Here is a 25,464-nt window from a genome sequence, read left to right as displayed (position 1 = left end):
GGTATGCAGAAAAAAGGAAGATTGGCAGCCTGGAGCCTGCTGCTGTTGTGTATTCTGGTGTCCGGCTTGTGTTTTTCTGCAAAAGCAGAAGATACCTGTCAGACAGCCAGCCTGAAGTGGATGATTTATGGGGAAAAGACACAGGAATGGGATCGGGTATTTCAGGAGTTCAATGAAGAATTACATCAGTTTTATCCGAATATGAATGTAGAATTTGAGGTAATCAGTAAAGACAGCTATGCCAGACAATGGGAAATGAAGATGGCAGCAGGAGAAAGCATAGATATTGCCTGGATCGGCTCAGAAGTCCTCAGTTTTTCGGAAGAAGTGAAAAAGGGAAATTTTATGGCCATGGATTATCTGTTGAATATCTGCGGAAAAGATCTGACCGAACAGATTCCACAGGAATTGTGGGAAAAACAGAAGAGAGACAGTAATACGTATGGAATTCCGGTGCTTGGACCGTTATATCGGGAGAACAGGACGCTGATAGTAAATAAGAATCTTATGGATCGATATGGAGATTTTGAGGAGATCCTGACAGTGAATCGGGAGTATCCCTATACAGAAAAAGAGTGCTTTACCGTAATGGAGCCTTTTCTGGAAAAAGTGAAAGAAAATCATGCACTGGGAAAAGGTGTGGATTATCAGTCTGTCTGCAAACTGGCTGATAAGGGATATGAGGGACTGTATGGCGTGGATTCACCGTTTGTGATACGTATATTTGACGAAAAGCCTGTGGTATATAATAAATATGAACTAGATTCTTACCGGGACTGCTTTGAAGTGATGTCAGACTGGTATCAGAAAGGATATATCAGAGAAGATGTGGCTTATCTGATTAATCCCGGGGAAGAAAATGGAAAGATATCAGGAAATATTTTATTTGTAGAGGAGACAGGGGAAAAGAAAAGTGTGTTTGATCAGATTGACACAGAATATGAGTCGCTGCAGGGAGATCTGGAAGGATATCGGTACATATCCGGAGATACTGGCAGAAACTGCCTGGTGATTCCTAAAACCAGTAAATATCCGAAAGAAGCAATGGAACTTTTGAATCTGCTTCATTCGGAAGAGGGAAAAGAGTTGTATCGGCTTCTGGCGAATGGAGTAGAAAAGACAGATTATATCAGGGTAAGGCAGGATACGGATATCATTGCCCGTATGACAGATAACAATCACCATTATAAGTATAGCGTGTCTCCGGTCAATTTTGGCAATTTGTTTCATGGATTTGAACTGTGTGAAGGACAGTTTGATAAGATACTGGAGAATAATCAACAGGCGATGATATCCAGACTGGAGGGATTTGAGTTAGATGTGCGTATGATTGCGGTGGAAATGAAAAAAATTGACCTGATCGTGCAACGCTATAAGGAGCCGCTGATAGAAGGTATTACACAAGACTGGAAAACAGAATATCAAGAATTTTGTGCAGAGATGGAAGCGGCAGGCTCTCAGAAGGTAGTAGAGGAAATACAGCGTCAGATAGATCGTTTTCTGATGCAGAAAAACAGCTGAGTAAAAAAAGGATACGAATCTTGAAATAAGATACGATATCCTTTTTTCATGGCTGCAAATGTGTAAAAATAGAAAACCAAGGTCGAAACCGGATACCACAGAAACAGGAAAAAAGATGTTATAGTAAATACATCAAAAAGAAACGAAGAAATGGTCTGGGTGACCAACAAAAAAGGAGGGCTTTAGTATGAAAAGAAAATTAACAACCGTGCTGGCAGGAGCAGTTGCAGCAACCATGATGATGGGTATGGCCGTATCTGCTGATGAGATTGCTGTTATGGTTCCAAGTGCTGATCATGGATGGACAGGAGCAGTACTTTCTTATGCACAGGAAAAAGTGGATGAGATCAACGATGAGGGAACCTACAGTGCAAAATTGTACGCAGCAACCGATGTGGAAAATCAGATTCAGCAGGTAGATGACCTTCTGGCCAATACAGACGGACTTTCCGGTATTGTGATTCTTCCATACGATAATGGCCTTCAGTCTACATTGGAAAAGATTGCAGCAGCAGATATTCCATTTGTACAGTTTGACAGATGTATCAACAGTGATGTGATTGATGCAAAAGTTGTAGCGGATGTAAAAGGCGATAATGAAGGAATTGGTTATGAAACAGCCAAGAGATTTATTGAAGACGGATTGACCAAAGATGACTATGTATATGAAATGATCGGTGATAATTCTTCTGTTCCGGAACTTCGTTCTGCAGGCTTCCGCAAATATCTGACCGAACAGGGATGGTCTGACGAAGAAATCGATGCAGTAGTAGTAAAATCTGCTTCAACAGGCTGGAGCCGTGACAAGGGAAAAGAGTTATTTGAATCCTGGTTTTCCAGTGCACAATGTGATACCAGTAAGAAGATCTGGATCTTTACACATGATGATGAAATTGCCATGGGCGTTCTGGAATCCTTAAATGGTGCAGCTCTGGATGAAAGCAAAAAAGCAGAATTCATGGACAGCCTTCAGGCACTGTCAGCATCTTCTGGCCTGGCTGAGATCTATGCAGTATTAAAAGACAAACATCAGACCATTGCAAGACCTGACAGCTATGATTTATTCTCCGTTACTTATGATCCGGCTATGATCAAAGAAGCCATTGATGCAATGGAGAAATCCTTAAGTGGAGAAGAAATCGAACAGAATTATGTGATTCCTGTATCTGTTGTGGATGCGGAAAATGTAGAAGAATTCCAGCCATTTGGAACATATGATGAAAAATAAGAAAAAGGCAGAATAAGTGAACATGGACTGCCCCGTCACTGGGGGCAGTCCGATTCACATTCAGTTATGGGGGACAAAATGTTGGAATTATTGAAGATGGAACACATTCAGAAAAGTTTTTTCGGTGTAACGGTTTTGGATGATGTATCACTGACAATCGGACAGGGAGAAATTCACGCATTGCTGGGAGAAAATGGCGCGGGTAAGTCAACTTTGATGAACATCCTTTCAGGTGTTTATTCAAAAGATTCCGGCCGGGTAATATTCGAAGAAAAAGAGTTACCGGATGGATCTATCGCAGCCGCAGAGCAGGCGGGGATTGCTTTTGTACACCAGGAACTGAATATCTTTAATGACCTGAGAGTCTATGAGAATCTGTTCCTGGGAAAAGAATACACCGGATTTCTGGGAAAACTGGAAAAACAGAAAATGATCCAGGAAACAGAAGAACTGCTTGATGAGATGGGAGTCAATATTGATGCAACAGAACTGGCGGGTCATCTGGATACCGGAAAAAAACAACTCCTGGAGATCGCAAAGGCGCTGCATTCCAAAGCAAAACTGATTATCCTGGATGAACCGACTACAGCATTGAACAATGATGAGATTCAGCATCTGTTTGAACTGGTTCGAAATCTCAGAGAAAAAGGAACTACGTTTATCTTTATCTCACATAAGATGCCGGAAATTTTCGCATTGGCAGATCATTATACGGTGCTTCGAAATGCCAGATATATTGCCAGCGGGCTGATATCAGAGACAACGCCAGAAGAAGTAACCAGTTACATGGTAGGAGAATCCTTCAGTACGCAAGACGTTTATGAAAAACGAAAGCTGGGAGATGTGATTCTGAAGGTAGACCATATCAGTGGAAATGGATTTCGGGATGTATCGTTCCAGGTGAGAAAAGGCGAAATTTTGGGACTCACCGGATTGCAGGGAGCGGGATGCTCCGATGTGATGCAGGCAATTTTTGGACAGAAAAAAATCGAAAGTGGAAGCATTGCTGCATGGGGACAGGAATACAAAACGGGAAGCATCCATCAGGCCATGAAACATTATGTGGGAATGGTGGCCGCCAACCGTAAAGAAAATTCTGTCATACCGGATATGAATCTGGTAGAAAACATGTATATTTCCCGACATACCATTGACGGAAAGAATCCGGTCATCCAGAAAAAGCAGGAATTAGGAAGATTTCTGGATTACAAAGAAAAATTAAACATGAAAGCTGGAGATCCGAAAAATCTGATCATCAGCCTGTCCGGTGGAAATCAGCAGAAAGTTATCCTTGCCAGATGGCTGAGTACAGAAGCAGAACTACTGCTTCTGGATAATCCGACACAGGGAATTGACGTAGGTGCAAAAGAAGAGATCTATCGTCTGATTTTAAAACTGGCAAAACAGGGGAAAACCATTATTATCAATACATTGGAAATCCCGGAAATAAAGAAAATTGCAGATCGATGCATTGTATTCTACCATGGAAAGGTAATGGCGGATTTGGAGCATTCGAAGATCAGCGAAGAGAAAGTCATGCTTTATGCAACTGCAGCAATTGAGGAGCAGATAAAGGGGGAAAAAGAACATGGTTAAAAAATTAAAATCATTTTGGAGTCAGTATAATTTTATTGTGATTTTTCTTGGAATTTTCCTCATTTACCTTGCGATCAATGGATCACAGACTACATGGACCAGCGTAACCAATATTTTTCTGCACAGTGCCATACTTGGAACTATTGCACTGGGAATGGGAATGATTATTCTGACCGGAGATATTGATCTTTCAGTAGGCTCATCCTTTGTACTGGCTGGCGGATTAACAATTTTGTTCTTTAACAAAGTAAACAGCATTTTTCTGGCACTGGTAATGGCGGTTTTGCTGGGAGCAGTTTTTGGTCTGATCAATGGAATTTTGGTGGGAAAATTCAGAATGCCGGCATTTATTGTGACACTGGCAACGATGTTGATCTATCGGTCGATTTCACAGTATATGATGAATGAACTGGGACAGACCAGATACAGTGTAGATGCCACATTATCAAAGTATCAGCCATTGTTTCAGTTTGGAAATGGAAATTTCCTGACGATTTCTTATATAGCACTGGTGTTTCTGGCAGTTGCACTGCTTTTGATTTATGTGACAACATCCACGAAGTATGGAAAAAGAGTTTATGCGCTTGGCAGCAATGAAAAGGCGGCACTTTTGGCAGGAGTAAATGTGGTATGGACCAGAATCTCGGTGTTTGTACTGTGCGGAGCCTGTACCGGTCTGGCAACATTCCTGAAAATTGCGAAAGATACGTCTTTTGACCCGGCTACATCAGGAAAAAACTATGAGTTATATTCCATTGCAGCAGTAGTAATTGGTGGAATCAGTATGACAGGAGGAAGAGGAAAGATCCTCGGAATTATTTTCGGAACCATGTCATTTACCCTGATTGATAAGATTATTACCGCACTGGGGATGAATGCGTTGTTAAATGATACGGTAAAAGGGGTCATTCTTCTTTTAGCGGTGGGACTTCAGATGATACAGAAAAAATCAAAATCAGAATAGATATAGATGAAAAACAGGAGGACATGATTATGAGCAGATTATTAACTATTATGACATGCCAGTGGGCAGATCTGGACATGGAGACAATGTGTAAGAAAGCAAAGGAAATGGGATATGACGGACTGGAACTGGCCTGCTGGGGAAATCACCTGGATGTGAAACGGGCAGCAGAAGATGACAGCTATGTAGCAGAAATAAAAGCATTGCTGGCAAAGTATGATCTGAAGTGTGAAGCACTGGCTGCCCATATTATTGGACAGTGCGTAGGGGATTATGATGACCCGAGATTAAATAATTTTGCACCGCCGGAGCTGGCTGATAAACCGGCTGAGATTCGTGCATGGGCTATCGAAACCATGAAACTTGCAGCTGTGGCAGCAAAGAAGATGGGATGCAGCATTGTGACCGGATTCACAGGATCTCCGATCTGGAAATATCTGTATTCCTTCCCTCAGACCCCGGAATCTATGGTGGAAGCAGGATATCAGCAGATCTATGATCTCTGGACACCGATTCTGGATGAATTTGTGAAAAATGGTATTAAGTTTGCATTGGAAGTACATCCTGGAGAAATTGCATTTGATTATTATTCCACAAAGAGATTACTGGAGAAATTTGCAGATCGTCCGGAATTTGGATTGAATTTTGATCCAAGTCATCTGATATGGCAGGGTATTACACCACATATTTTCCTTCAGGATTTTGCAGATAAGGTGTATCATGTACATATGAAAGATGCTGCGGTTACCTTAGATGGAAGAAGCGGACTGCTTGGTTCTCATATTGATTTTGGCGATCTGAGAAGAGGCTGGAATTTCCGCTCTCTTGGTCATGGTGATGTGGACTTTGAAAATATTATCCGTGTATTAAATGCGATCGGTTATGAAGGCCCGTTGTCAGTAGAGTGGGAAGACAGCGGAATGGAAAGAGAGTACGGTGCAAAAGAAGCGGCTGAATTTGTAAGAAAGATTGATTTCCGTGCATCTGATTTCAAATTTGATGATGCAATTGCAAACTAGACGGGAGGCGTAAAAATGGGTGACAGAAAAAGACTGAGATATGGAATGGTTGGCGGAGGGATCGGTGCATTTATCGGTGCAGTACACAGAAGAGCCATTGCACTGGAAGAAACAGCAGATCTGGTGGCCGGATGCTTTAGCTCCAGAAGGGAAAAAAATCAGGAAACCGGTGACTTTTATGGAATTGCAGCGGACAGACTGTATGCTTCCTATGAAGAAATGGCAAAAGCAGAGAGTGCCAGAGAAGATGGAATTGATTTTGTATCGATCGTAACGCCAAATGCAACGCATTATGAAGTGGCGAAAGCATTTCTGGAAGCAGGAATTCATGTAGCTTGTGAAAAACCACTATGTTTTACTGTGGAACAGGGAGAAGAACTGGAACGAATTGCAAAAGAAAAGCATCTGATGTTTGCAGTGACTTATACTTACACTGGATATGCAATGGTAAAACTGGCCAGGGAACTGGTAGCAGCAGGTGAGATTGGTAATATTGTAAACATAAATGCAGAATATCTGCAGGACTGGCTGATTGATGAGATCGGCGGCGGTAACCAGACAACAACGAAGATGTCTGTCTGGAGAACGGACCCGGCGAAATCTGGCATTTCCAACTGTGTAGGTGACATCGGAACTCATATTGAAGATACCGTGGCTTATATCACAGGAATGCATCCGAAAAAGGTGGCAGCTGTTCTGGATAACTATGGCATGGATCTGGATTTGAATGCCAATATTCTGGTAGAATATGAGAATGGAGTACATGGTGTATACAGTTGTTCACAAGTATGTGCCGGACATCTGAATGGTCTGGTGATACGGATCTTTGGCAGCGAAGGTTCACTGGAATGGGTACAGGAAGACCCAGATTATCTGAAAGTGACCAAAAAGGGACAGCCAGATCAGATCTATCATAGAGGAACTGGATACATTACCGGAATGGCAGCAGAACGGAATCACATCCCATCCGGACATCCGGAAGGACTGACATTTGCATTTGCTAATATTTATCATGGATTTATGGCAGATGTACTGGAGTGTGTAAATGGTCATGCCCCAGAGAAAGCAGGAGATTATCCATCTGTTTCGGATGGAGTGTCCGGTGTCAGATTTATTCATGCAGTTGTAAACAGCGGAAAGAATGGATCTGGGTGGACAGAAGTATAAATTGAGGTTATGTATTATTTTAAGAGAAACCACCGTTGAGATTATCTGTCTCAGCGGTGGCATTTTCTGTTATAGTTATAATAGAAAATGCTATGGAAATAAGACGCTACAGAAAGTGAACAGAATAAGAAATGAAGGATCGGGAATTTTATAAAAGTTTTTTCAGACTCTATGTTGTGCTGGTACTGCAGAATATAGTGACGTTGAGTGTGAATCTGGCAGATAATATTATGTTGGGATCATACGGTGAGATATCTTTGTCAGGAGTGACTTCTGTAAATCAAATACAGTTTCTTTATCAGCAGCTGCTGATTGCGTTTGGCGATGGAATGGTGATTTTTTGCAGTCAGTACTGGGGAAAGAAACAGTTTGCACCAATGAAAAAAATCATTGCCCTTGCCATGCATTTTGGTATTGCAGTCGCAGTGATTCTGTTTGCAGTGATTTCAGTTTTTCCGGAGCAGGCTATGTTGTGTTTTACCAGCGACCGGCAGATTATAGAAGAAGGAGTCCGGTATCTTCATACAATCCGTTTTACTTATCTGTTTTTTGCAGTAACACAGATGCTTTTGGCGGCGCTTCGCAGTACGGAAGTTGCAGGGATTGCTTTACGCTTGTCTGTGATGGCGCTGGTTGTGAATTGTGGAATCAATTATGTACTGATTTTCGGAAGATTTTGCGCACCAGAACTTGGAGTGACCGGAGCGGCCATCGGTACCTTAACGGCCAGAATTCTGGAATGTGGAATTTTGATCTTTTATGTGGCACGTAAGGAAAGGTATCTGCGTCTGAAGCTGACAGATTTCCTTAAAATGGACTGGCAGTTTCTGCGGGATTACCTGAAGATTACGCTTCCACTTTTGATGCTTTGCGGTCTGTGGGGCATCAATACAGCCATGCAGACTGTGGTACTGGGACATATGAATTCTGCCGCAATTGCAGCTAACAGTGCGGCCTCCAATCTTTATCTGATGGTGAAATCAGCAGCAGTGGGTGCGGCATCAGCCGCCAGTGTGGTGATTGGAAAAACTATTGGAATAGGGGATGGAGAACTGGTAAAGAAATATGCCAGAAAATTGCAGATATTGTTTGTTATATTGGCGGTAACAGGTGGGATATTCCTGTATTTCATCCGGATTCCGATTCTGAGTCTGTATGATCTCAGTCCGGAAGCCATGGTACTGGCTAATCATTTTCTGATAATTTTGAGTGTAGTATATGTGTTTATGGCTTATCAGATGCCAGCCAATGCAGGAATTATCAAAGGTGGAGGATGCGTAGAATTTGGAGCAAAGCTGGACAGTATCTGTATTTGTCTGATTGTGATACCATTGTCCTGTTATATGGCTTTCGTAGCAGACGCATCACCGGCGGTTGTGGTGGTTTGTCTGAATATTGATCAGTTCATCAAATGTGTACCGGTATTCTGGAAAGTAAATTATGGAAACTGGATGAAAAAACTGACGAAAGAGACAAAAACTTCAGGTTAATCGTTACACATAAATTTATTCTTCCAGGTGGACATAGAAAAAGCAGGGTGTTATAATAACCATATGTTACTATGCCATCAGCTGTAAGGGTGGAAAATGTATCAGGTATTGGGAAGAGGAAAAAAGTGCTATCAGTGTCTTATGAATCTGGGTGCACCATGCGAAGTTTGTCCTGTCAATAATCAGATAGAAGGACCGCATACTTATCTGGATCCGATCCGTCATCGGTATGAGACCGTGGATGCAGTGGAAATTAATATGAAAGATCATTCCTGTGGACATGCAATGGTATTCAGCACAGTTGGCACAGGAGAGAAGCTGGTGGGTCTGCTGCCAAACAATGAGGAAAGCTTACGCCAGCTGAGTGTAATCAATATTCTGGGGAATGGATACAGCGATATTTTATCGGTGAACACCAGGACACAGCAGATGCAGAGCTATCGTTATTCTGGTCAGGTGCTGACATGGAATCCTATGTTATATACAGATGATGTGTATGAGAAGACTATGAGACAGTATATAGAAGAGGCTGTAGTACCGGAAGACCAGGGAAAACTGAAGATTCTGTTAAATATGCCGGAGTTGTGTGAGCAGCTGAAAGCTCTGAATCGGATTACAATGCATTACCGTGTGAAGATTGGTGAGGAAATACACTATTATTATCTGAAATGTGCCAGATTAGAAGAGAGAGAAGATCTGGAAAATATTGTTTTTGCTTTCGCAAATGAAGATAATGATGTCAGAAGAAATGAATTAGAGAGTATGATTGTTCCGAGGAAAACGGTAACAAAGCGAAAAATACTGGTAGTAGAAGATAATGAACTGAACCGGGAGATGCTGACCGAGTTGCTGGTCGGACAGTTTGAGGTCCTGACGGCAGAGAATGGAGAAGAAGGATTAAAGATGCTTTCGCAGCATTACAAAGAATTGTCGGCAGTATTATTGGATGTTTATATGCCAGTCTGTGATGGATTTGAATTTCTGGAAAGAATTAAGGATGATATCATGCTTTCCTCCGTGCCGGTGATTGTGACAACAGGAAGCAACCGGCCAGAGGACGAAGAACACTGTCTTGAGCTTGGCGCAGTGGATTTTGTCTCCAAACCATATAATCCAAAAGTGGTAAAAGGAAGACTGAATAGTGTGATCAAGTTGAGAGAGTCGGCAGCAGCCTTGTCTGCCATAGAGTATGATGAACTGACTGGATTATATACCAGACAGGCATTTTTCCATCATGCGAAGACATTGATTAATTATAAGTCGGATCAGAAATTTCACATTATCGTGGCAGATATTCGGAACTTTAAGCTGGTGAACAGTATTTATGGTGATAAAGCTGGAGACCGGGTTCTGGTATATATTGCTAAGGTATTTTCTGATTCTATGAAAGAAGGAATTCTGGCTCGTTATGGGAGTGACCAGTTTGTATGTATTACATACGGGGAAATGGATCTGTCAGTAGAGACAGTGGAAGAACGGGTAAAGAAGATTGTGGAAGAAGCACCGATTCAGAACCTGGTCATTAAGTATGGTATTTATGAGAATGCAGATCTGACACAGCCATTGACGATTATCTGTGACAGGGCTTTCATGGCAATGAAAAGCATTCAGTATAGTTATGAACACAGTGTAGCGACCTATGACAGTGCCATGAGTCAGCAGCATATCAGAGAACTAATGATGGAAAATGACTTCGACAGAGCAATTGCTGACGAAGAATTTGTTGTCTGGTATCAGCCAAAGTATGATGTGAAGACAGAACGAATTGCAGGGGCGGAAGCACTTGTGCGCTGGAAAAAGAGCGATGGTACGATGATCTCTCCAGGAGAATTTATTCCGTTGTTTGAGAAAAATGGATTGATTGTGCGTCTGGATGAGTATGTATTCCGGAAAGTCTGCCAGAAACAGAAAGAGCGCATGAAGCAGGGAAAAGTGGTACTGCCTGTTTCTGTGAATCTGTCTCGTGCTACCCTGCATCATGATGGAATTGTGGAGCGTTATGCGCAGATTGTATATGATAATGAGAATCCTTTCGAGTCTGTTCCGATTGAACTGACGGAAACAGCAGCATTGTACAGTATACAGATTCAGGGCCTGACAGAGAAGATGGTGAATGTGGGATTTATGCTTCACATGGATGACTTTGGATCTGGCTATTCCTCTATGACCAGTCTGAATGTACTTCCGTTTCATGTATTGAAACTGGACAAGGCGTTGATTGATTACATTGGCAATTCCAGAGGAGACCAGGTGATCCAGCATACGATAGCACTGGCGCACGGGCTGGATATGAAAGTCCTGGCAGAAGGTGTGGAGAAAAAGGAACAGGTGGAATTCCTGAGAAAAATGCAGTGCGATGAGATACAGGGCTTTTATTATGCCATGCCACAGCCATACGAAGTATATGATGCAATGGTAGAAAAGGAACAGTCAGAACGGAAATAGGACTTGTCTTTTGAGAGCAGTTGTATTATAATCGAAAAGAATATAAAAGAAGAAAGACCGGGGGAGTTTCGATTGAGAAGCTGAGAGTAAGGTAGTCCTTAGACCCTTTAACCTGTTGGATCATGCCAGTGTAGGAAGTGTTAAGACCAGAAGAGCATCTGCTGACAGCAGGTGCTCTTTTTTCAATAAGGAGGAAAAGAAAATGAATGCAAGTGTAGCGATTCAGGTACTGCCAAATGTGCAGGACGAGAATGAAGTGATTCGAATTGTGGATGAGGTGATTGCCTATATTCGTTCTACGGGACTGAATTATTATGTTGGACCGTTTGAGACAACGATTGAAGGTGATTACGATGAACTGATGGACATTGTAAAGGAATGCCAGCATGTAGCTGAACGGGCAGGCTGTAAGGCTATGAGTGTTTATGTAAAGATTTCGTACAAGCCAGAAGGGGATGTGCTGACCATTGAAAAAAAAGTTTCCAAACATCACCAGTAAGATACCGCCGGTTGTGGCCATTGCTGCGATATTGATTGCCTGGCAGCTGGTAAGCATATCAGGGCTGCTGCCTTCTTATATGCTTCCTTCACCGGTGGCGGTATGTCAGGCGCTGGTGAATGACAGATCCACCATTTTGTTTCATGCAGGATTTACACTGCAGGAGTCTTTTTATGGACTGGTGATTGGTGTTTGCCTGGCTTTTCTGTTTGCCACCATGATGGATCGATTCCCAATATTGGATCAGGCCTTTTATCCGATTATGATCATTACGCAGACGATACCGACCATTGCGATAGCACCGATTCTGGTCCTTTGGATGGGGTTTGGTATGGCACCAAAGATTACCCTGGTAGTGATTACCACATTTTTCCCGATTACGATAGGCCTTTTGGATGGATATAAAAGTGTGGATATGGATGCGGTGCATTTGCTGCAGGCCATGGGAGCCAGCAGAGCACAGATCTTTTACCATGTAAAGTTTCCTTCGGCACTTCCGCATTTCTTTTCGGGATTGAAGATCTCAGCGTCTTATGCAGTGGTGGGAGCGGTAGTTTCTGAATGGCTGGGAGGCTTTAACGGACTTGGTGTATATATGACGAGAGTAAAAAAAGCATATGCTTTTGATAAAATGTTTGCCGTGATTATCTTTATCGTAGTGATCAGTCTGTTGCTGCTTCTGGCGGTCAATGTGATCAGAAGAATTGTAATGCCATGGCTTCATACAGAAAAAGGAGAAAAAAAGAGATGAGAAAGAATGTAAAAAAATATGCAGTACCAATGATGACAGTGGCTCTTGCAGCTGCATTTGCAGTTGGAGCATCTGCGGAAGAGAAAGACACAGAAAAGATTACTTTTTGTCTGGACTGGACCCCGAACACCAATCATACAGGTATTTATGTAGCACAGGCTCAGGGATATTATGAGGAAGCAGGACTGGATGTAGAGATTGTACAGCCACCTGAAGACGGATCTGCACTGATGTGTGCAGCAGGACAGGCACAGTTTGCGATCCAGGCACAGGATACCATGGCAGCTTCGCTGGCGTTGGATGATCCACTTGGAATTACTGCAGTAGCAGCAGTGATTCAGCATAATACATCTGGTATTATTTCCAGAGCAGGTGATGGCATCGACACCCCTGCAGGACTGACAGGCAAGACGTATTCTACCTGGGAATCCCCAATCGAACTTGCTATGCTGGAAAATGTAGTAAACGGAGATGGCGGAGATTTCAGTAAAGTGACTCTGATTCCAAATGATATTACGGATGAACCTGCAGCACTGGCCGCACATCAGACCGATGCAATCTGGGTATTTGAGGGATGGGGCTATATCAATTCAGAAGTAGAAGGAGTAGAGTGTGACTATTTCAATTTCGCTGATGTAAATCCGGTATTTGACTATTATACTCCGGTAATCATTGCCAATAATGATTATCTGGAATCCAATCCTGAGCAGGCCAGGGCATTCATGGAAGCAACAGCAAAAGGATATGAATATGCAGCAGAACACCCGGAAGAAGCAGCAGATATGCTGATTGCAGGAGACAATACCGGATCCCTGAAAGGTGCAGAAGAACTGGTAAAGAAGAGCCAGGAATTCTTATCTGCAAAATATATTGATGATGCAGACAGCTGGGGAGTGATCGATGCGGACAGATGGAATGCATTTTACAGCTGGCTTTATGAGAATGATCTTTGTGAGAAGGATCTGACCGGCATTGGCTTTTCCAATGATTATCTGCCGCAGTAAGGAGCAGATATGTCAGTAGTCAAAGCAGAGCATATTACAAAATCTTATGGAGAGAATCAAGTCCTGAAGGATATCAGTATTCATCTGGAAAAAGGAGAATTGGTATCGCTTCTTGGAGTCAGTGGCTCGGGAAAGACAACTCTGTTTCATATCCTTTCCGGTCTGGTGACACCGGAAGAGGGAAAAGTATATCTGAACGATAAAGATGTGACATCTTCACCAGGAAGTATCAGTTATATGCTTCAGAAAGATCTTTTGCTGGAACATAAGAAGGTGATCGATAATGTATCACTGCCGTTGGTATTAAAGGGCATGAAGAAAAAAGAGGCAAGGCAGAAGGCGGATCCGCTTTTTTCAGAGTTCGGACTGGAAGGAACACAGTATCAGTATCCGCATCAGTTATCCGGCGGAATGCGGCAGCGTGCGGCGCTTCTTCGAACGTATTTGTCTTCTGGTGGTGTGGCACTTCTGGATGAACCGTTCAGCGCACTGGACACCCTGACGAAATCCAGTGTTCATAAGTGGTATCTGAACATTATGCAGCATATTGATTTGTCTACATTATTTATCACTCATGACATTGATGAAGCAATTTTGCTTTCTGATCGGATCTATATTCTGAATGGAAAACCAGGGCAGATCAGAGATGAAATCGTTATAAAGGAAAAGAAGCCAAGGGGAGAGGATTTCCCATTATCAGAAGAATTTCTTGCATACAAGAGACAGATTATCAGTAAATTATAATAGAAAACAGCTGAATAGATATTGGAAATACCATGGAATGAGAATATTTTCTTATCCATGGTATTTTTTTCGAAAAATTTTACACATTTTTTGGAAAAAAATCGAAAAATGGAAAAATACTGCACAAACAGGAAGAATTAGTAGACACATTTTTAATAGAAAAATAATAAAATCCAATTAACAAAAGCGAAGCAGTGCAACAATAAGGATTGGAGGATGAAAATGAGATACGCAAAATGTTTCAGTGATAAGCATTACGAGATCGGAAAGATTGATAACAAACTGTATTCTTCCTTTACAGAACATCTGGGAAGGAGCATTTATTCAGGTATTTATGAACCGGGACATCCGACAGCAGATGAAAAAGGGTATCGGATGGACGTAGCTGAACTGGTAAAGGAACTTGGAGTGCCAGTAATTCGTTACCCGGGCGGAAACTTTGTTTCCTGCTATGACTGGCATGATGGAATTGGTCCAAAGGAACAGAGACCAAGAAGAATGGATTATGCATGGGCAACTATTGAAACAAATGAATTTGGAATCGATGAATTTTGTCAGTGGGCTGAAAAAGTCGGAATAGAACCAATGATCGCAGTAAATCTGGGAACTGGCTCTATTAAAGATGCAGGAGATTTGGTAGAATATTGCAACCATCCGGGTGGAACCTACTGGAGTGATCTGAGAGCCCAAAATGGTCATCCGGAACCATATAATATCAAATACTGGTGCCTTGGAAATGAAATGGAAGGAAGCTGGCAGGCAGGACATCTTTCCGCTGAAGATTATACGAAGAAAGCACTGGAAGCTGCTAAAATTATGAGATGGGTAGACCCGAGCATTAAACTGGTTGCCTGCGGAAGCAGTTATGAAATGCTTCCAACTTATCTGGAATGGGACAGAGTCATGCTGACAGAACTGTATGAGCAGGTAGACTACATTTCTACTCATAACTATACTATGAATGCAGGTCAGGGAACAACCAATTTCCTTGCAGCATATAAACAGCTGGATACCCATATTAAGGCAAGTGCAAAAGCCGTTGAATTCGTAAAAGCAAAGAATCATTTTGATAAAGATATTAAGATCTGTCTGGATGAATGGAATGTATGGAACTTCCAGGATATTAAACTGGATTCACTGGATGATCTTGCAGGACTTACTACATTTGAAATGACTTCCGCAGAAAAATGGGAAGTAGCACCAAGTATCCTTCAGGAAAAATATTCTCTGCTGGATGCGCTGGTAGTTGGTGGACTTGGAATTACACTGTTAAATAATGTAGATACCGTAGAAATTGCGTGTCTGGCACAGCTGATCAATGTAATTGCACCGATTACAACGATCCGTAATGGCGGTATCTTTAAACAGACAATTTACCATCCATTCCATATGTTAAGCAAATATGGACATGGTGTTACCATGAAAGCAGTGGTAGATGCAGAAACTTATAATTGTGAATTCGGAGATCTTCCGATTGTGGAACCGGCAGTTGTATATAATGAAGAAACAGATGAAGTCAGAGTATTTGTACTGAACTGCAGCCAGGATGAAGATACTGAATTTGAAATGGAACTTCAGGGATACGGAGACAAGAAAGTGAAAAAACATCTGGTATTAAACGGAGATGATCTGGAAGCCCGCAATACATTTGAAGATCCGGATCGTGTAGTGATGAAAGAACTGGAAGTTCCGGCAGACAGCACAAAGGTTGTATTACCAAAAATGTCATGGAACATTGTCATCTATGGATAAGCAGCAGGAATTGAGAGGAATCGTATGAGTGGTGAAGTTATTTTAAAGTCACATGATATAGTAAAACATTTCGGTCAGACTCATGCGCTCAATGGAATTTCAGTTGAAATCCACCGTGGAGAAATCATCGGACTGATAGGAGAAAATGGATCAGGAAAATCTACGTTTTCTTCTATCATATCCGGTGTATATCCACCGACATCTGGAAGCCTTGAGTTAAAAGGTCAGCCATATAAACCGACAAATCCTCTGGATGCACAGAAGCATGGCATCAGCATGGTTACACAGGAAATGGGAACACTGCCAGGAATTAAAGTGGCAGATAATATTTTCCTTGGTCGGGAAGAAATGTTTACACAGCATGGCATTGTAAATCGTAAGCAGATGTATGAAGCTGCGAAAAAAGCAATGGAAAAAGTGGGTATCACAGACATCAAACCGGATGCACCGATATCCAATTACGGCCTGGAAGACAGAAAGCTGATAGAAGTAGTACGAGCTATCTATAATGATCCGGAAATCTTCATTGTAGATGAGACCACGACAGCATTGTCACAGAAAGGCAGGGATATTATCTATCGTCTGATTCGTAAATTCTGTGATGAAAATAAAGCAGTTATTTTTATTTCACATGACCTGGAAGAGATCATGGAAGTCTGCAGCCAGCTGATCGTTCTGCGTGATGGAGATTTTATTGAACAGCTGCCCAAGAGTGAATTTGAAGAAGAACGAATCAAAGAACTGATGGTTGGACGAAAACTGACCGGAAGTTATTACAGAAGTGATTACGATGGAAGTTTTTCAGATGAAGTAGTACTAAAAGCAGAGAAAATCTGGAAAAGTCACACCTTGGAAGATATTTCGCTGGAACTGCATAAAGGTGAAATTCTTGGTATCGGCGGTCTGACAGACTGCGGTATGCATGATCTGGGAAAAATTCTCTTTGGCATAGAAAAGCCTTTGATCGGAAAAGTAACCCTTGGAGACGGAACAGAAATTTCCAATCCGAAAGTGGCAATTAACCATAAGATTGGTTATGTATCCAAGAACAGAGACCAGGAAGCTTTGATTCTTTCTGCAAGTATTATGGAAAATACTGTGTTGCCATCTATGTCCTTGATTTCCAAGGGCGGTTTGATATTCAAATCTGCAGAGAAGAAATTTACACAGGAACAGATTAAAGGTATGAGTATCAAATGCCGGGAAATGTCCCAGGATGTAAGGGATTTGAGTGGTGGTAATAAGCAGAAAGTTGTTTTTGGAAAATGGCTTGGAAATAAATCTGAAATATTTATTCTGGACTGTCCGACACGAGGTATTGATATTGGTGTAAAGGCATTTATGTATCAGTTAATGTATCAGCTGAAGCAGGAAGGAAAATCCATTATTATGATTTCAGAAGAGCTTCCAGAGCTGATCGGTATGAGCGATAAGATCATGATCATGAAAGACGGAAAAGTTCAGAAGACCTTTGATCGATCAGAAAAACTGTCAGAATCATTACTGATCAAAGAAATGGTATAGGAAAGGAGTGGACTTGAATGGAAAAGAAAAAAGAAGAAAGCAGTATTTCCTATACGAATATATTAAATAAGATCATACCTTTCCTTGGACTTGCAATTATGATCATTGTATTTCAGGTCTTTGGTGATGGAAAGCTACTTACTCAGGGAAATATCAAAAGTATTCTGAATCAGTCGGTATATGTTGCAATCATGGCATTTGGTGCGATCTTTGTATATTCCCATGGTGGAATGGATCTTTCATATGGAAGTGTTATTGGATTCAGTGTATTATGTGGAATCCTGATTGGACGGGCAGGAGCACCATTTCCAGTAATTGTCATTGTCAACATTGTATCAGCAGTAGTATGGTTTATGTTGAATGGTATTGTATCCGTCTACTTAAGAGTGTCTCCATTTATTACATCCTTATGTATTATGTATATGTGTCGAGGTATCTTAAATACAGTTTGTGCAAAGGAAAAATATAGTGTTCCGGTGTACATCTATAATTATGATAACTGGACCGTAAAAATTGTTGTGCTGGTTGTGGCTTTTATTATTTGCTATCTCCTGTTCGAAAAGAGCTGGATTGGAAAAGCAAATAAAGCAATTGGTGGAAATCCGCTGGCAGCACAGCAGGCAGGTGTCAATGTGGAACGCACCAAGATGATTGCCTATCTGATCAGTGGCATCACAGTAGGTGTTGGAGGCTTTATCCTGATGGCAAGAGCAGGAAGCGTAAGTACATCAACAGGACAGGGTCTTGAAATGAATGTTATCACCGCATTGGTACTCGGAGGAGTTCCCCTTTCCGGTGGATCAAGGGCAAAGATGATCGGAGCCCTGATCGGAAGTCTTTCCGTAATTGTATTACGTAATGGATTAATAATATTGGGAGTAAATGAACGTGTCATTGAAGGTATTCAGGGGCTCGTGTTGCTGATCATCGTATTCCTGACTTATATCAAGAATAAAGATGGTATATGGCAGTAATGAAAAAAGGAGGAAAAAAGAGTGAAAACTATAATTAAAAAAGTGGTATCTTGTTTACTGACAGTAGCAATGGTATTATCAATGTTTAGCTTCAGCGTATTTGCAGAAGATCAGACAGAAGATCCAGAAACAGCTGCAGTATGGGGCGGACAAAGTGGAGAAGTTTGTGGTGATGAAAACGGTGAATATACAATTGGTGTTGTAATTCATACGACAACAGATTATCTGTGCTCAAAACTGAAAGCATACACAGATTACTTGGGAAAATCTTTTGGCGTTAAATTCACATACTACATTATTGAGAACTTTGCAGATGAAACTTACCTGGCAGGTATCGAAAACTTATGTGCACAGGGTGTAGATGGTATCATTACAACAAACTTCTCAGGAACAGCTGTATTACAGGGTCTGAAGATCTGTGAAGACAATGGCGTATACATGGGAGTAGGCTGGTCTCAGATCGATGATGAAATCAAAGATCAGGTATATGCAAGTGATTACTTTGTAGGCGGTGCTTACGAATCAGAAGTACAGGCTGGTAAAGATATCGTAGAAAGCTTAATCGATGCAGGCTGCAAGAATATCGCACCAATCGGTTATGAACCTGGTATCACATGCCATGACAGACGTTGGCAGGGTATGATGGAAGCTTTTGAAGAGCATCCGGAAATCAAAAAAGCAGGCGAATACAGAGGACTTGAATTTACAAAAGCAGTAGAAGATTATCTGGCAGCAGATGATACAATCGATGGTATCGCTATTACCTTACTTGGTATCGAATATTGTACAGAACCAATCAAATCAGCAGGCAGAGAAGGCGAAGTTAAGATCGCATTCGTTGACCTTTCTGAAACATGCGGCGAAGCACTGGCAAGCGGAACAACTGTATGCGCAATCGGTGGTCAGTATGTAGATATCGTATTCCCATTCATCATGATGTACAATGCGCTGAATGGCACACCACTTGAAAAAACAGAAGTTCCTGTAAACTTCATTACATGCAAGACAGCAGAAGAGTTCGAAAACTTTGAAACATACCTGAATAATGATGGTGTTTACTGCTGGACAGCAGAAGAACTTGAAGATGTTATTGTAAAATACAATCCAGATGCATCTGCAGATACCTTACTGGAAATGGGTGCAAACTACAGCACAGAAGATACAATGCAGAGACATGGTGCGTAATTACTGATCGATAACCGGAAAGGGGAATAAAATGAACACACAATCCACCAAATTGAAAAATGCGATCACAGTAATTTTGCTACCAGTACTGGTGTATCTGCTGTTTTTCATCCTTTCAAGAGGAAAATTTGGAAAATCAGCAACGATTATCATGAACTTTAAACAAACCCTGGTTCCGACGTTAATATCTTATGCAATGTGTTGCAACGTTCTGTGTAACAGGATGGATTTAAGTGCAGGTGCAGTTGTTATGCTGGCAAGCATGTTTGGAGCAAAGATGGTATATTTATACCAGATCAGTCTGCCGGCGTTTGCGCTGCTGGTAGTTGGATCAGGAATTGTACTTGGAGTGATTTCTGGTATTGCTTATATGGTACTTCGTGTGCCGGCAATCGTTACCGCTCTTGGTGTATGTATGATTTATGAAACATTATCTAACCTGACAAGTATTTCCTGGGTAACAGCAATCAGCGGAGAAACTACATTATTAGGACATTTTCCATATTGTGTGATTATATTTGCAGTCATGGCAGTCCTGTTTTACATTATATTTAATTACACAAAGTTCGGATATAATGTAAGAGCTTGCGCAAGCTCTCAGCAGATAGCAAAAAATGGTGGTGTAAATACAAAGAAAACAGCATTTATGTGTTATGTAGTATCTGCAGTATTTCTGGGAGTCGCAGCATTGCTTCGGATTTCAATCCAGGGATCCATTGATACACCAATGTATATGTCAAGTACCAATATTATTTTCAACTGTCTGCTTGGAATCTATGTAGGACTTGCACTGGAACAGTATTGTAACCTGACAATTGGTATTTTCGTAGGTAACTTTGTTTTGAACATGCTGACAAGCGGTCTGATGAGCCTGGGACTGTCCTCCTCTCTTCAGGATACTGCATCAGGAGTATTCCTTTTGATTATTATGATCTATACATACAATAACCAGAGAATACTGGATTATATTCAAAACAAAAAAGAAAAGAAATTACTGGAAAATAAGATAGCATAATAAGTACAGTTAAGTGGCATCCGAGTTGGACTGTGATAGATAAAGAATATCTGTTGCACAGATTCGGGTGCCACTGTATAATTTGGGGTAGACGGCTATCTCACAAACAGACAGAAAGACAGGGTGAGGACATGATAAAAGTACTATTAGTAGATGATGAAAAACTTGCGTTAGAATATATTGAGAATATCATAGATTGGAAAATATACGGGTTTGAACTGGTAGGAGTCATGTCGGATGCCCAGCAGGCACTGAAGGTTTTCAGGAAAAAAAGACCGGATCTGATTATCAGTGACATTTGTATGTATGGTATGGATGGATTGGATTTTGCGGCCGCAATCAGGGAAATTGATCAAAATGTGCACATTCTTTTTTTGTCCGGATATAAAAATTTTGATTATATACAGGAAGCGATACGGCTTGGAATAGATGATTATTTATTGAAAAGTGATATTGATGAAGAAGTTTTTTTAAGTAAAATACTGAAATTAAAAGAAAAGATTGAAAAAGAACATCAAAAACAGAGATATACGCAGAAAGCAATTTTTAAAGAGCTGTTTCTTAAAAATAAAGAAGAAAAAGAATACAAAGAAATATTAAGTGATACAGATTATATCAGTCTGCATAAAAAGTATCATTATCTCATTCTGGCAAGAAGGCGGATTCCGAAGTTTATGGAAGAATTTCTTCCTGGGATTGGCAGTGAAGAATATAATGACGAAGAACTGATTTACCGGATTGTAAACAAAGGAATAGAAAACTTCAGGGTAGAAAAATTTGTCCTGTTTCCAATCAATGAGTATGAGATATTGGTAGTGATGAAAATGGAAAGTAATTTTGTGTCGCAGAAGGAGATCTATGAACAGATTTATCATTTAACCTGCGGCATTTTTAAAGAGATTAATAAGGCAACGGATAATGAATACAACGTGCTGTTTTATTCAAAAGCGTGTGCCATCAGACAGTTTGGACTTTTCTATCGGGAAAATCGCGAACAGATGAATCAGTTTTATGTAAAAAAAGAGGTACAGATTGCGGAATTAGAACTGAGAAGCGACTATGAGAATGAAACAGGAATATCCGAAAATATCACATCCGGACAGGTTGCGGAGATGATACGCAATAACCGGGAAGATGAGATAGAAGGTATGATAGAAAGCATTATGATCGCACTGGAGCAGGAGGATTACGTTACATACCTGTGGTATACGAAAGAGATGATGCTGGCCTTTCGAAGACTGGAGGAAAGTGTAACATCCAGCCGTGGTGCACTGGGATTTGATATCGCAGAAGGTGCAGGAAATTACAACTTGCGTAATCCTTATGAAGTGATCAAATATCTGTCTTATAAACTGGAGGAACTGTCTGAAATATACGGAGAGAAAAAAGGAATCAGTTATTCACAGCCCATTACAAAAGCAATGGAGATCGTGGAAGAGAACTATGGAGATGAAGAACTGTCAGCCAATATCATTGCAAAACAGGTGGGGTTGAGCAATTCCTATTTTTCAACGAAATTTAAAGAAGAGGTTGGAACCGGCATTACGGATTATATTAATACAGTAAGAATCCAGCATGCAAAAAAGATGCTGGATGAGGAAACTTATATGATTTACGAGGTGGCAGAGAAAACAGGTTTTGGTTCCAGTCAGTATTTCAGTAAAATATTTAAGCAGATAACTGGTTTGACGCCAAATGAGTATAAGAGAAAGAAGCAGAAATGAAAAATATGTCCCTGATAAAAAAGATTATATTGGCAGAACTGGCAGTTTTGATTTTGGTATATATAATTGTAGCCTCCATAACGCCAATGGTGGTATATTCTCTGGTCAGCAAGCCAGAGGCACAGGATGCCATGAGCTTTAACAAGCAGGTAGCTATGAGTATGGAACAGCGCTTTGAGGAACTGAAGCGCTTTTCTTCAGTAGTAGCAGAAGATGACGGATTGAACGAGCTATTGAGAATAGGGATAAGTGATAAATCATCATCCAATGACGCAAAACTTAGAATGTATCTGTCGAATATTATTCAAAAAGACGGAGTATCCACCTATCATGTGCTGGGAATGTATCTGGAAGTGGATAATCCGGAAAAGTATGCCACTACCACAGTCGGTCTGTCAGACAATCTGAAATCTTATATTCAGGATCAGGTAATGCCGGAATATATAGCTGATGACAGAGACAGTGATTTTATAGAACCATTTGTATTTTCCACGGATGATAATAAATCTTCCTGGTTTGGAAATGCATTCACAAGGGGCTACGGATATATTACCAGATATAATAAAAATGGAGTAACTGGAAGGCTGGTGATTATATCCTCTTATGATGAGATTGTTTACATCGTAAACAATCTGAGCAGTTACAGTAATGATTACGTATTGCTGACAAGAGACAGACATGCAGTAATACCAAGCATAGAAGATTCAGAGATTGATTACATAGAAATTCTGGATAACTGTAAATTTGGAGATTCTTATCTGGAAGGATATTATATAAGAAAAGATGGTATATTTACTTCCAGAACGATACAGGTTGGCGGCTGGACATTGCTGACTTATATTAGTAAAGAAGAGGTCCTGAAAAGAAATACTACGCAGAGCTATATGATTCTGATCAGTGTCGGGCTTTTTGGAATCATTACGATCTCAGCAACCATACTGGTTCTCAGAAAGTTTATTGCACCGTTAAAGGAAGTGTCCGGGCAGATGGAGATCATTGCCGGCGGTAATTTCGGTGTACGGGTACCGATTGAGTCCGGAGATGAGATTGGACAGGTGGGTGTATCTTTCAATATTATGGCAAGTAAACTGGAAGAGATGATCGGGGAAATCATAGAGAAAGAGAAAATTGAACAGAGAATGCGATATAGTCTTCTTGTATCCCAGATAGATCCACATTTCATATACAACACCATGAATACCATTACATATCTTGCGCAGAAAGGAAGAAACGAAGATGTAATTATTGTGAATAAAGCGATGATCGAGATTCTTCGTGATCGTCTGCGCATAGAGATCTCGGAAGTATATGATACAGTACAGCAGGAACTGAATGTAGTAGAAAAGTACCTGATTATTCAGAAATACCGTTTCAATGGAATGTTTAAAGTAAAGACACAGATTGAAGATGGAGTGCGGGAGTGCCTGATCGCAAAGAATATTCTTCAGCCACTGGTGGAAAATGCGCTTGCTCATGGAATTATGGAAAATAAAGATGAGAATGGGGAACTTCTCGGAGGCTGCATCACAATTACCATAAAAAAGAATAGAGAGTATCTGTTTCTGGAGATTGCAGATAACGGAACCGGTATGTCCCAGGAAAGAATTCAGGAAATATTAAATGATGAGGGAAAGAGAGCGAGAGGAGAACACATCGGTATACGAAACATCAAAGAACGCATCAAATATATTTATGAGAATAAGGCAGAGATCACCATATGGTCCGAAATAGAAATGGGCACAAAAGTCATGCTGAAGCTTCCGGTAAATGTGGAAGAAGGGAAAAACGGGAATACCAGAGTGGGAGAACTCTGTGATACCAGGATGGATCTGCTGACGCAAAACAGATAAAAAATGAGCCACCCGTTTTGTGGTGTGCTACTGGTGTGCTACCCGTCAAGAGAACAATGAAAAATAATAATTTTTCTCCGTCAGCCTATTAACCGGCTGGCGGTATTTTTATGCTGCTTTCAACGTAAGTTCATGAAAGGCCATCGGTGTCATTATATGCAACTTACGCTGTAGTCGTCGGTTGTTATAGTATTCAATATAGTCTTGGATGCTTTGGATTAATTCTTCTTTTGATGTAAAGCGTTTCCCATAATACATTTCCCGTTTTAAGATTCCCCAAAATCCTTCCATTGGTCCATTGTCAATACAGTGTGCAACTCTGGACATACTTTGTTTCATATGATGTTTCTTCAGCCGACTATAAAATGCCTGACTGGTATATTGGAATCCCCGGTCCGAATGAAAAAGCGGATGCGCATCAGGCTCTGCCGTTACCGCCTGATCAAATGTATCCATAACGAGGGAATTATCATTATGCGCGCTGATTTTATACGAAACAATTCTGCGGTCGCACAGATCAAGAATCGCGCTTAAATATATTTTGTGTACTTCTACCCCTATATAATATTTGAACTCTGTTACATCTGTCAGCCATTTTTCATTCGGTTTATCTGCGTGAAACTCCCGATGAAGAAAGTTTTTCGCAATGTGGGAAGGATTCCTGTCTGCTTTCGTACAGCTCTTCGGTTTCCATTTGATAGATGACTGTATTCCGATTTTCCGGCAGATTCTCAGGATCCTCTTATCATTGGCAGGAATCCCATAATTTACAGCCAGTTCATCACGGATACGCCGATACCCCATATCTGGATGCAGCTGATGTATTTCCCTGATAATATCGGCAATCTGTTCATTCCTGATCTCATTGTCACTTTTTGGATGTTTCAGCCATCGGTAATAAGAAGAACGAGTAATTCCAAGGTATCTGCCCATTTGTCTGACAGGATATCCCTTTGATTTGGACAGTTCCCTGATTGCCTGATATTCACATAATTTATGTATTAAAGAAAGC

The 25,464-nt window shown here is 41.0% G+C and carries 20 protein-coding genes; 19 read left to right on the top strand and 1 reads right to left on the bottom strand.

Going from position 1 to position 25,464, the window contains the following annotated elements; translation table 11 throughout:
• Positions 1 to 3: 3 nt before the first annotated feature.
• From OCV47_RS12785 to OCV47_RS12695, 19 genes are all read left to right on the top strand, one after another.
• Entirely contained in the window at positions 4 to 1,521 is a 1,518-nt protein-coding gene (locus OCV47_RS12785) for an ABC transporter substrate-binding protein (RefSeq protein ID WP_262655478.1), read from the top strand.
• A 187-nt stretch (positions 1,522 to 1,708) separates the two neighbouring features.
• A complete protein-coding gene (locus OCV47_RS12780; protein ID WP_117449002.1) occupies positions 1,709 to 2,749 on the top strand; it encodes a substrate-binding domain-containing protein in 1,041 nt (346 codons plus the stop codon).
• 78 nt (positions 2,750 to 2,827) lie between these two features.
• Positions 2,828 to 4,345 (top strand): sugar ABC transporter ATP-binding protein, encoded by a 1,518-nt coding sequence (locus tag OCV47_RS12775; protein WP_262655477.1) that lies wholly within the window; start codon positions 2,828 to 2,830, stop codon positions 4,343 to 4,345.
• Positions 4,338 to 5,309, top strand: coding sequence for an ABC transporter permease (locus OCV47_RS12770; RefSeq protein ID WP_117449003.1), 972 nt, complete (start codon positions 4,338 to 4,340; stop codon positions 5,307 to 5,309). The genes OCV47_RS12775 and OCV47_RS12770 overlap by 8 nt, the downstream gene beginning before the upstream one ends.
• A gap of 29 nt (positions 5,310 to 5,338) precedes the next feature.
• The gene (locus OCV47_RS12765; protein WP_117449004.1) at positions 5,339 to 6,328 is read left to right on the top strand and encodes a sugar phosphate isomerase/epimerase family protein; all 990 of its coding nucleotides are present in this window, start codon (positions 5,339 to 5,341) and stop codon (positions 6,326 to 6,328) included.
• Between the two features lie 15 nt (positions 6,329 to 6,343).
• The gene (locus OCV47_RS12760) at positions 6,344 to 7,495 is read left to right on the top strand and encodes a Gfo/Idh/MocA family protein (RefSeq protein WP_262655475.1); all 1,152 of its coding nucleotides are present in this window, start codon (positions 6,344 to 6,346) and stop codon (positions 7,493 to 7,495) included.
• Between the two features lie 131 nt (positions 7,496 to 7,626).
• The gene (locus OCV47_RS12755; protein WP_262655473.1) at positions 7,627 to 8,985 is read left to right on the top strand and encodes an MATE family efflux transporter; all 1,359 of its coding nucleotides are present in this window, start codon (positions 7,627 to 7,629) and stop codon (positions 8,983 to 8,985) included.
• A gap of 96 nt (positions 8,986 to 9,081) precedes the next feature.
• Complete coding sequence (locus tag OCV47_RS12750) at positions 9,082 to 11,430, top strand: EAL domain-containing response regulator (RefSeq protein ID WP_262655472.1); 2,349 nt, start codon at positions 9,082 to 9,084, stop codon at positions 11,428 to 11,430.
• Between the two features lie 202 nt (positions 11,431 to 11,632).
• Entirely contained in the window at positions 11,633 to 11,929 is a 297-nt protein-coding gene (locus OCV47_RS12745) for a thiamine-binding protein (RefSeq protein ID WP_117449006.1), read from the top strand.
• Positions 11,898 to 12,680, top strand: coding sequence for an ABC transporter permease (locus OCV47_RS12740; protein ID WP_256301585.1), 783 nt, complete (start codon positions 11,898 to 11,900; stop codon positions 12,678 to 12,680). Before OCV47_RS12745 ends, OCV47_RS12740 begins: the two co-directional genes overlap by 32 nt.
• The gene (locus OCV47_RS12735) at positions 12,677 to 13,684 is read left to right on the top strand and encodes an ABC transporter substrate-binding protein (RefSeq protein ID WP_256301587.1); all 1,008 of its coding nucleotides are present in this window, start codon (positions 12,677 to 12,679) and stop codon (positions 13,682 to 13,684) included. The genes OCV47_RS12740 and OCV47_RS12735 overlap by 4 nt, the downstream gene beginning before the upstream one ends.
• A gap of 9 nt (positions 13,685 to 13,693) precedes the next feature.
• Positions 13,694 to 14,428 carry an ABC transporter ATP-binding protein gene (locus tag OCV47_RS12730; protein WP_262655470.1) on the top strand — a complete coding sequence of 245 codons (735 nt, stop codon included), beginning with the start codon at positions 13,694 to 13,696 and terminating at the stop codon, positions 14,426 to 14,428.
• Between the two features lie 222 nt (positions 14,429 to 14,650).
• A complete protein-coding gene (gene arfA / locus OCV47_RS12725) occupies positions 14,651 to 16,180 on the top strand; it encodes an arabinosylfuranosidase ArfA (protein WP_262655469.1) in 1,530 nt (509 codons plus the stop codon).
• 24 nt (positions 16,181 to 16,204) lie between these two features.
• Positions 16,205 to 17,704 (top strand): sugar ABC transporter ATP-binding protein, encoded by a 1,500-nt coding sequence (locus tag OCV47_RS12720; protein ID WP_262655468.1) that lies wholly within the window; start codon positions 16,205 to 16,207, stop codon positions 17,702 to 17,704.
• Positions 17,705 to 17,721: 17 nt separating this feature from the next.
• On the top strand, positions 17,722 to 18,678 hold the full coding sequence (locus OCV47_RS12715) for an ABC transporter permease (RefSeq protein ID WP_262655467.1): 957 nt from the start codon (positions 17,722 to 17,724) through the stop codon (positions 18,676 to 18,678).
• Between the two features lie 21 nt (positions 18,679 to 18,699).
• Positions 18,700 to 19,863 carry a sugar ABC transporter substrate-binding protein gene (locus tag OCV47_RS12710; protein ID WP_262655465.1) on the top strand — a complete coding sequence of 388 codons (1,164 nt, stop codon included), beginning with the start codon at positions 18,700 to 18,702 and terminating at the stop codon, positions 19,861 to 19,863.
• A 31-nt stretch (positions 19,864 to 19,894) separates the two neighbouring features.
• A complete protein-coding gene (locus tag OCV47_RS12705) occupies positions 19,895 to 20,878 on the top strand; it encodes an ABC transporter permease (protein WP_262655463.1) in 984 nt (327 codons plus the stop codon).
• Between the two features lie 131 nt (positions 20,879 to 21,009).
• Positions 21,010 to 22,602, top strand: a complete 1,593-nt coding sequence (locus tag OCV47_RS12700; RefSeq protein WP_262655462.1) for a response regulator transcription factor — start codon at positions 21,010 to 21,012, stop codon at positions 22,600 to 22,602.
• Positions 22,603 to 22,607: 5 nt separating this feature from the next.
• Positions 22,608 to 24,452, top strand: coding sequence for a sensor histidine kinase (locus OCV47_RS12695; protein ID WP_262655461.1), 1,845 nt, complete (start codon positions 22,608 to 22,610; stop codon positions 24,450 to 24,452).
• A 108-nt stretch (positions 24,453 to 24,560) separates the two neighbouring features.
• Here the strand turns inward: OCV47_RS12695 and OCV47_RS12690 are convergent.
• On the bottom strand, positions 24,561 to 25,464 hold a 904-nt coding region (locus tag OCV47_RS12690; protein ID WP_262655459.1), incomplete at its 5' end, for an IS3 family transposase.

It is taken from the genome of Muricoprocola aceti, from assembly GCF_025567005.1.
GTDB lineage: Bacteria > Bacillota > Clostridia > Lachnospirales > Lachnospiraceae > Marvinbryantia > Marvinbryantia aceti.
This window is presented reverse-complemented; position numbering and strand designations above follow the sequence as displayed.

Coding starts and splice junctions, on each gene's coding strand:
- OCV47_RS12785 (WP_262655478.1), top strand. CDS start 4: ATGCAGAAAAAAGGAAGATTGGCAGCCTGGAGCCTGCTGCTGTTGTGT.
- OCV47_RS12780 (WP_117449002.1), top strand. CDS start 1,709: ATGAAAAGAAAATTAACAACCGTGCTGGCAGGAGCAGTTGCAGCAACC.
- OCV47_RS12775 (WP_262655477.1), top strand. CDS start 2,828: ATGTTGGAATTATTGAAGATGGAACACATTCAGAAAAGTTTTTTCGGT.
- OCV47_RS12770 (WP_117449003.1), top strand. CDS start 4,338: ATGGTTAAAAAATTAAAATCATTTTGGAGTCAGTATAATTTTATTGTG.
- OCV47_RS12765 (WP_117449004.1), top strand. CDS start 5,339: ATGAGCAGATTATTAACTATTATGACATGCCAGTGGGCAGATCTGGAC.
- OCV47_RS12760 (WP_262655475.1), top strand. CDS start 6,344: ATGGGTGACAGAAAAAGACTGAGATATGGAATGGTTGGCGGAGGGATC.
- OCV47_RS12755 (WP_262655473.1), top strand. CDS start 7,627: ATGAAGGATCGGGAATTTTATAAAAGTTTTTTCAGACTCTATGTTGTG.
- OCV47_RS12750 (WP_262655472.1), top strand. CDS start 9,082: ATGTATCAGGTATTGGGAAGAGGAAAAAAGTGCTATCAGTGTCTTATG.
- OCV47_RS12745 (WP_117449006.1), top strand. CDS start 11,633: ATGAATGCAAGTGTAGCGATTCAGGTACTGCCAAATGTGCAGGACGAG.
- OCV47_RS12735 (WP_256301587.1), top strand. CDS start 12,677: ATGAGAAAGAATGTAAAAAAATATGCAGTACCAATGATGACAGTGGCT.
- OCV47_RS12730 (WP_262655470.1), top strand. CDS start 13,694: ATGTCAGTAGTCAAAGCAGAGCATATTACAAAATCTTATGGAGAGAAT.
- arfA (WP_262655469.1), top strand. CDS start 14,651: ATGAGATACGCAAAATGTTTCAGTGATAAGCATTACGAGATCGGAAAG.
- OCV47_RS12720 (WP_262655468.1), top strand. CDS start 16,205: ATGAGTGGTGAAGTTATTTTAAAGTCACATGATATAGTAAAACATTTC.
- OCV47_RS12715 (WP_262655467.1), top strand. CDS start 17,722: ATGGAAAAGAAAAAAGAAGAAAGCAGTATTTCCTATACGAATATATTA.
- OCV47_RS12705 (WP_262655463.1), top strand. CDS start 19,895: ATGAACACACAATCCACCAAATTGAAAAATGCGATCACAGTAATTTTG.
- OCV47_RS12700 (WP_262655462.1), top strand. CDS start 21,010: ATGATAAAAGTACTATTAGTAGATGATGAAAAACTTGCGTTAGAATAT.
- OCV47_RS12695 (WP_262655461.1), top strand. CDS start 22,608: ATGTCCCTGATAAAAAAGATTATATTGGCAGAACTGGCAGTTTTGATT.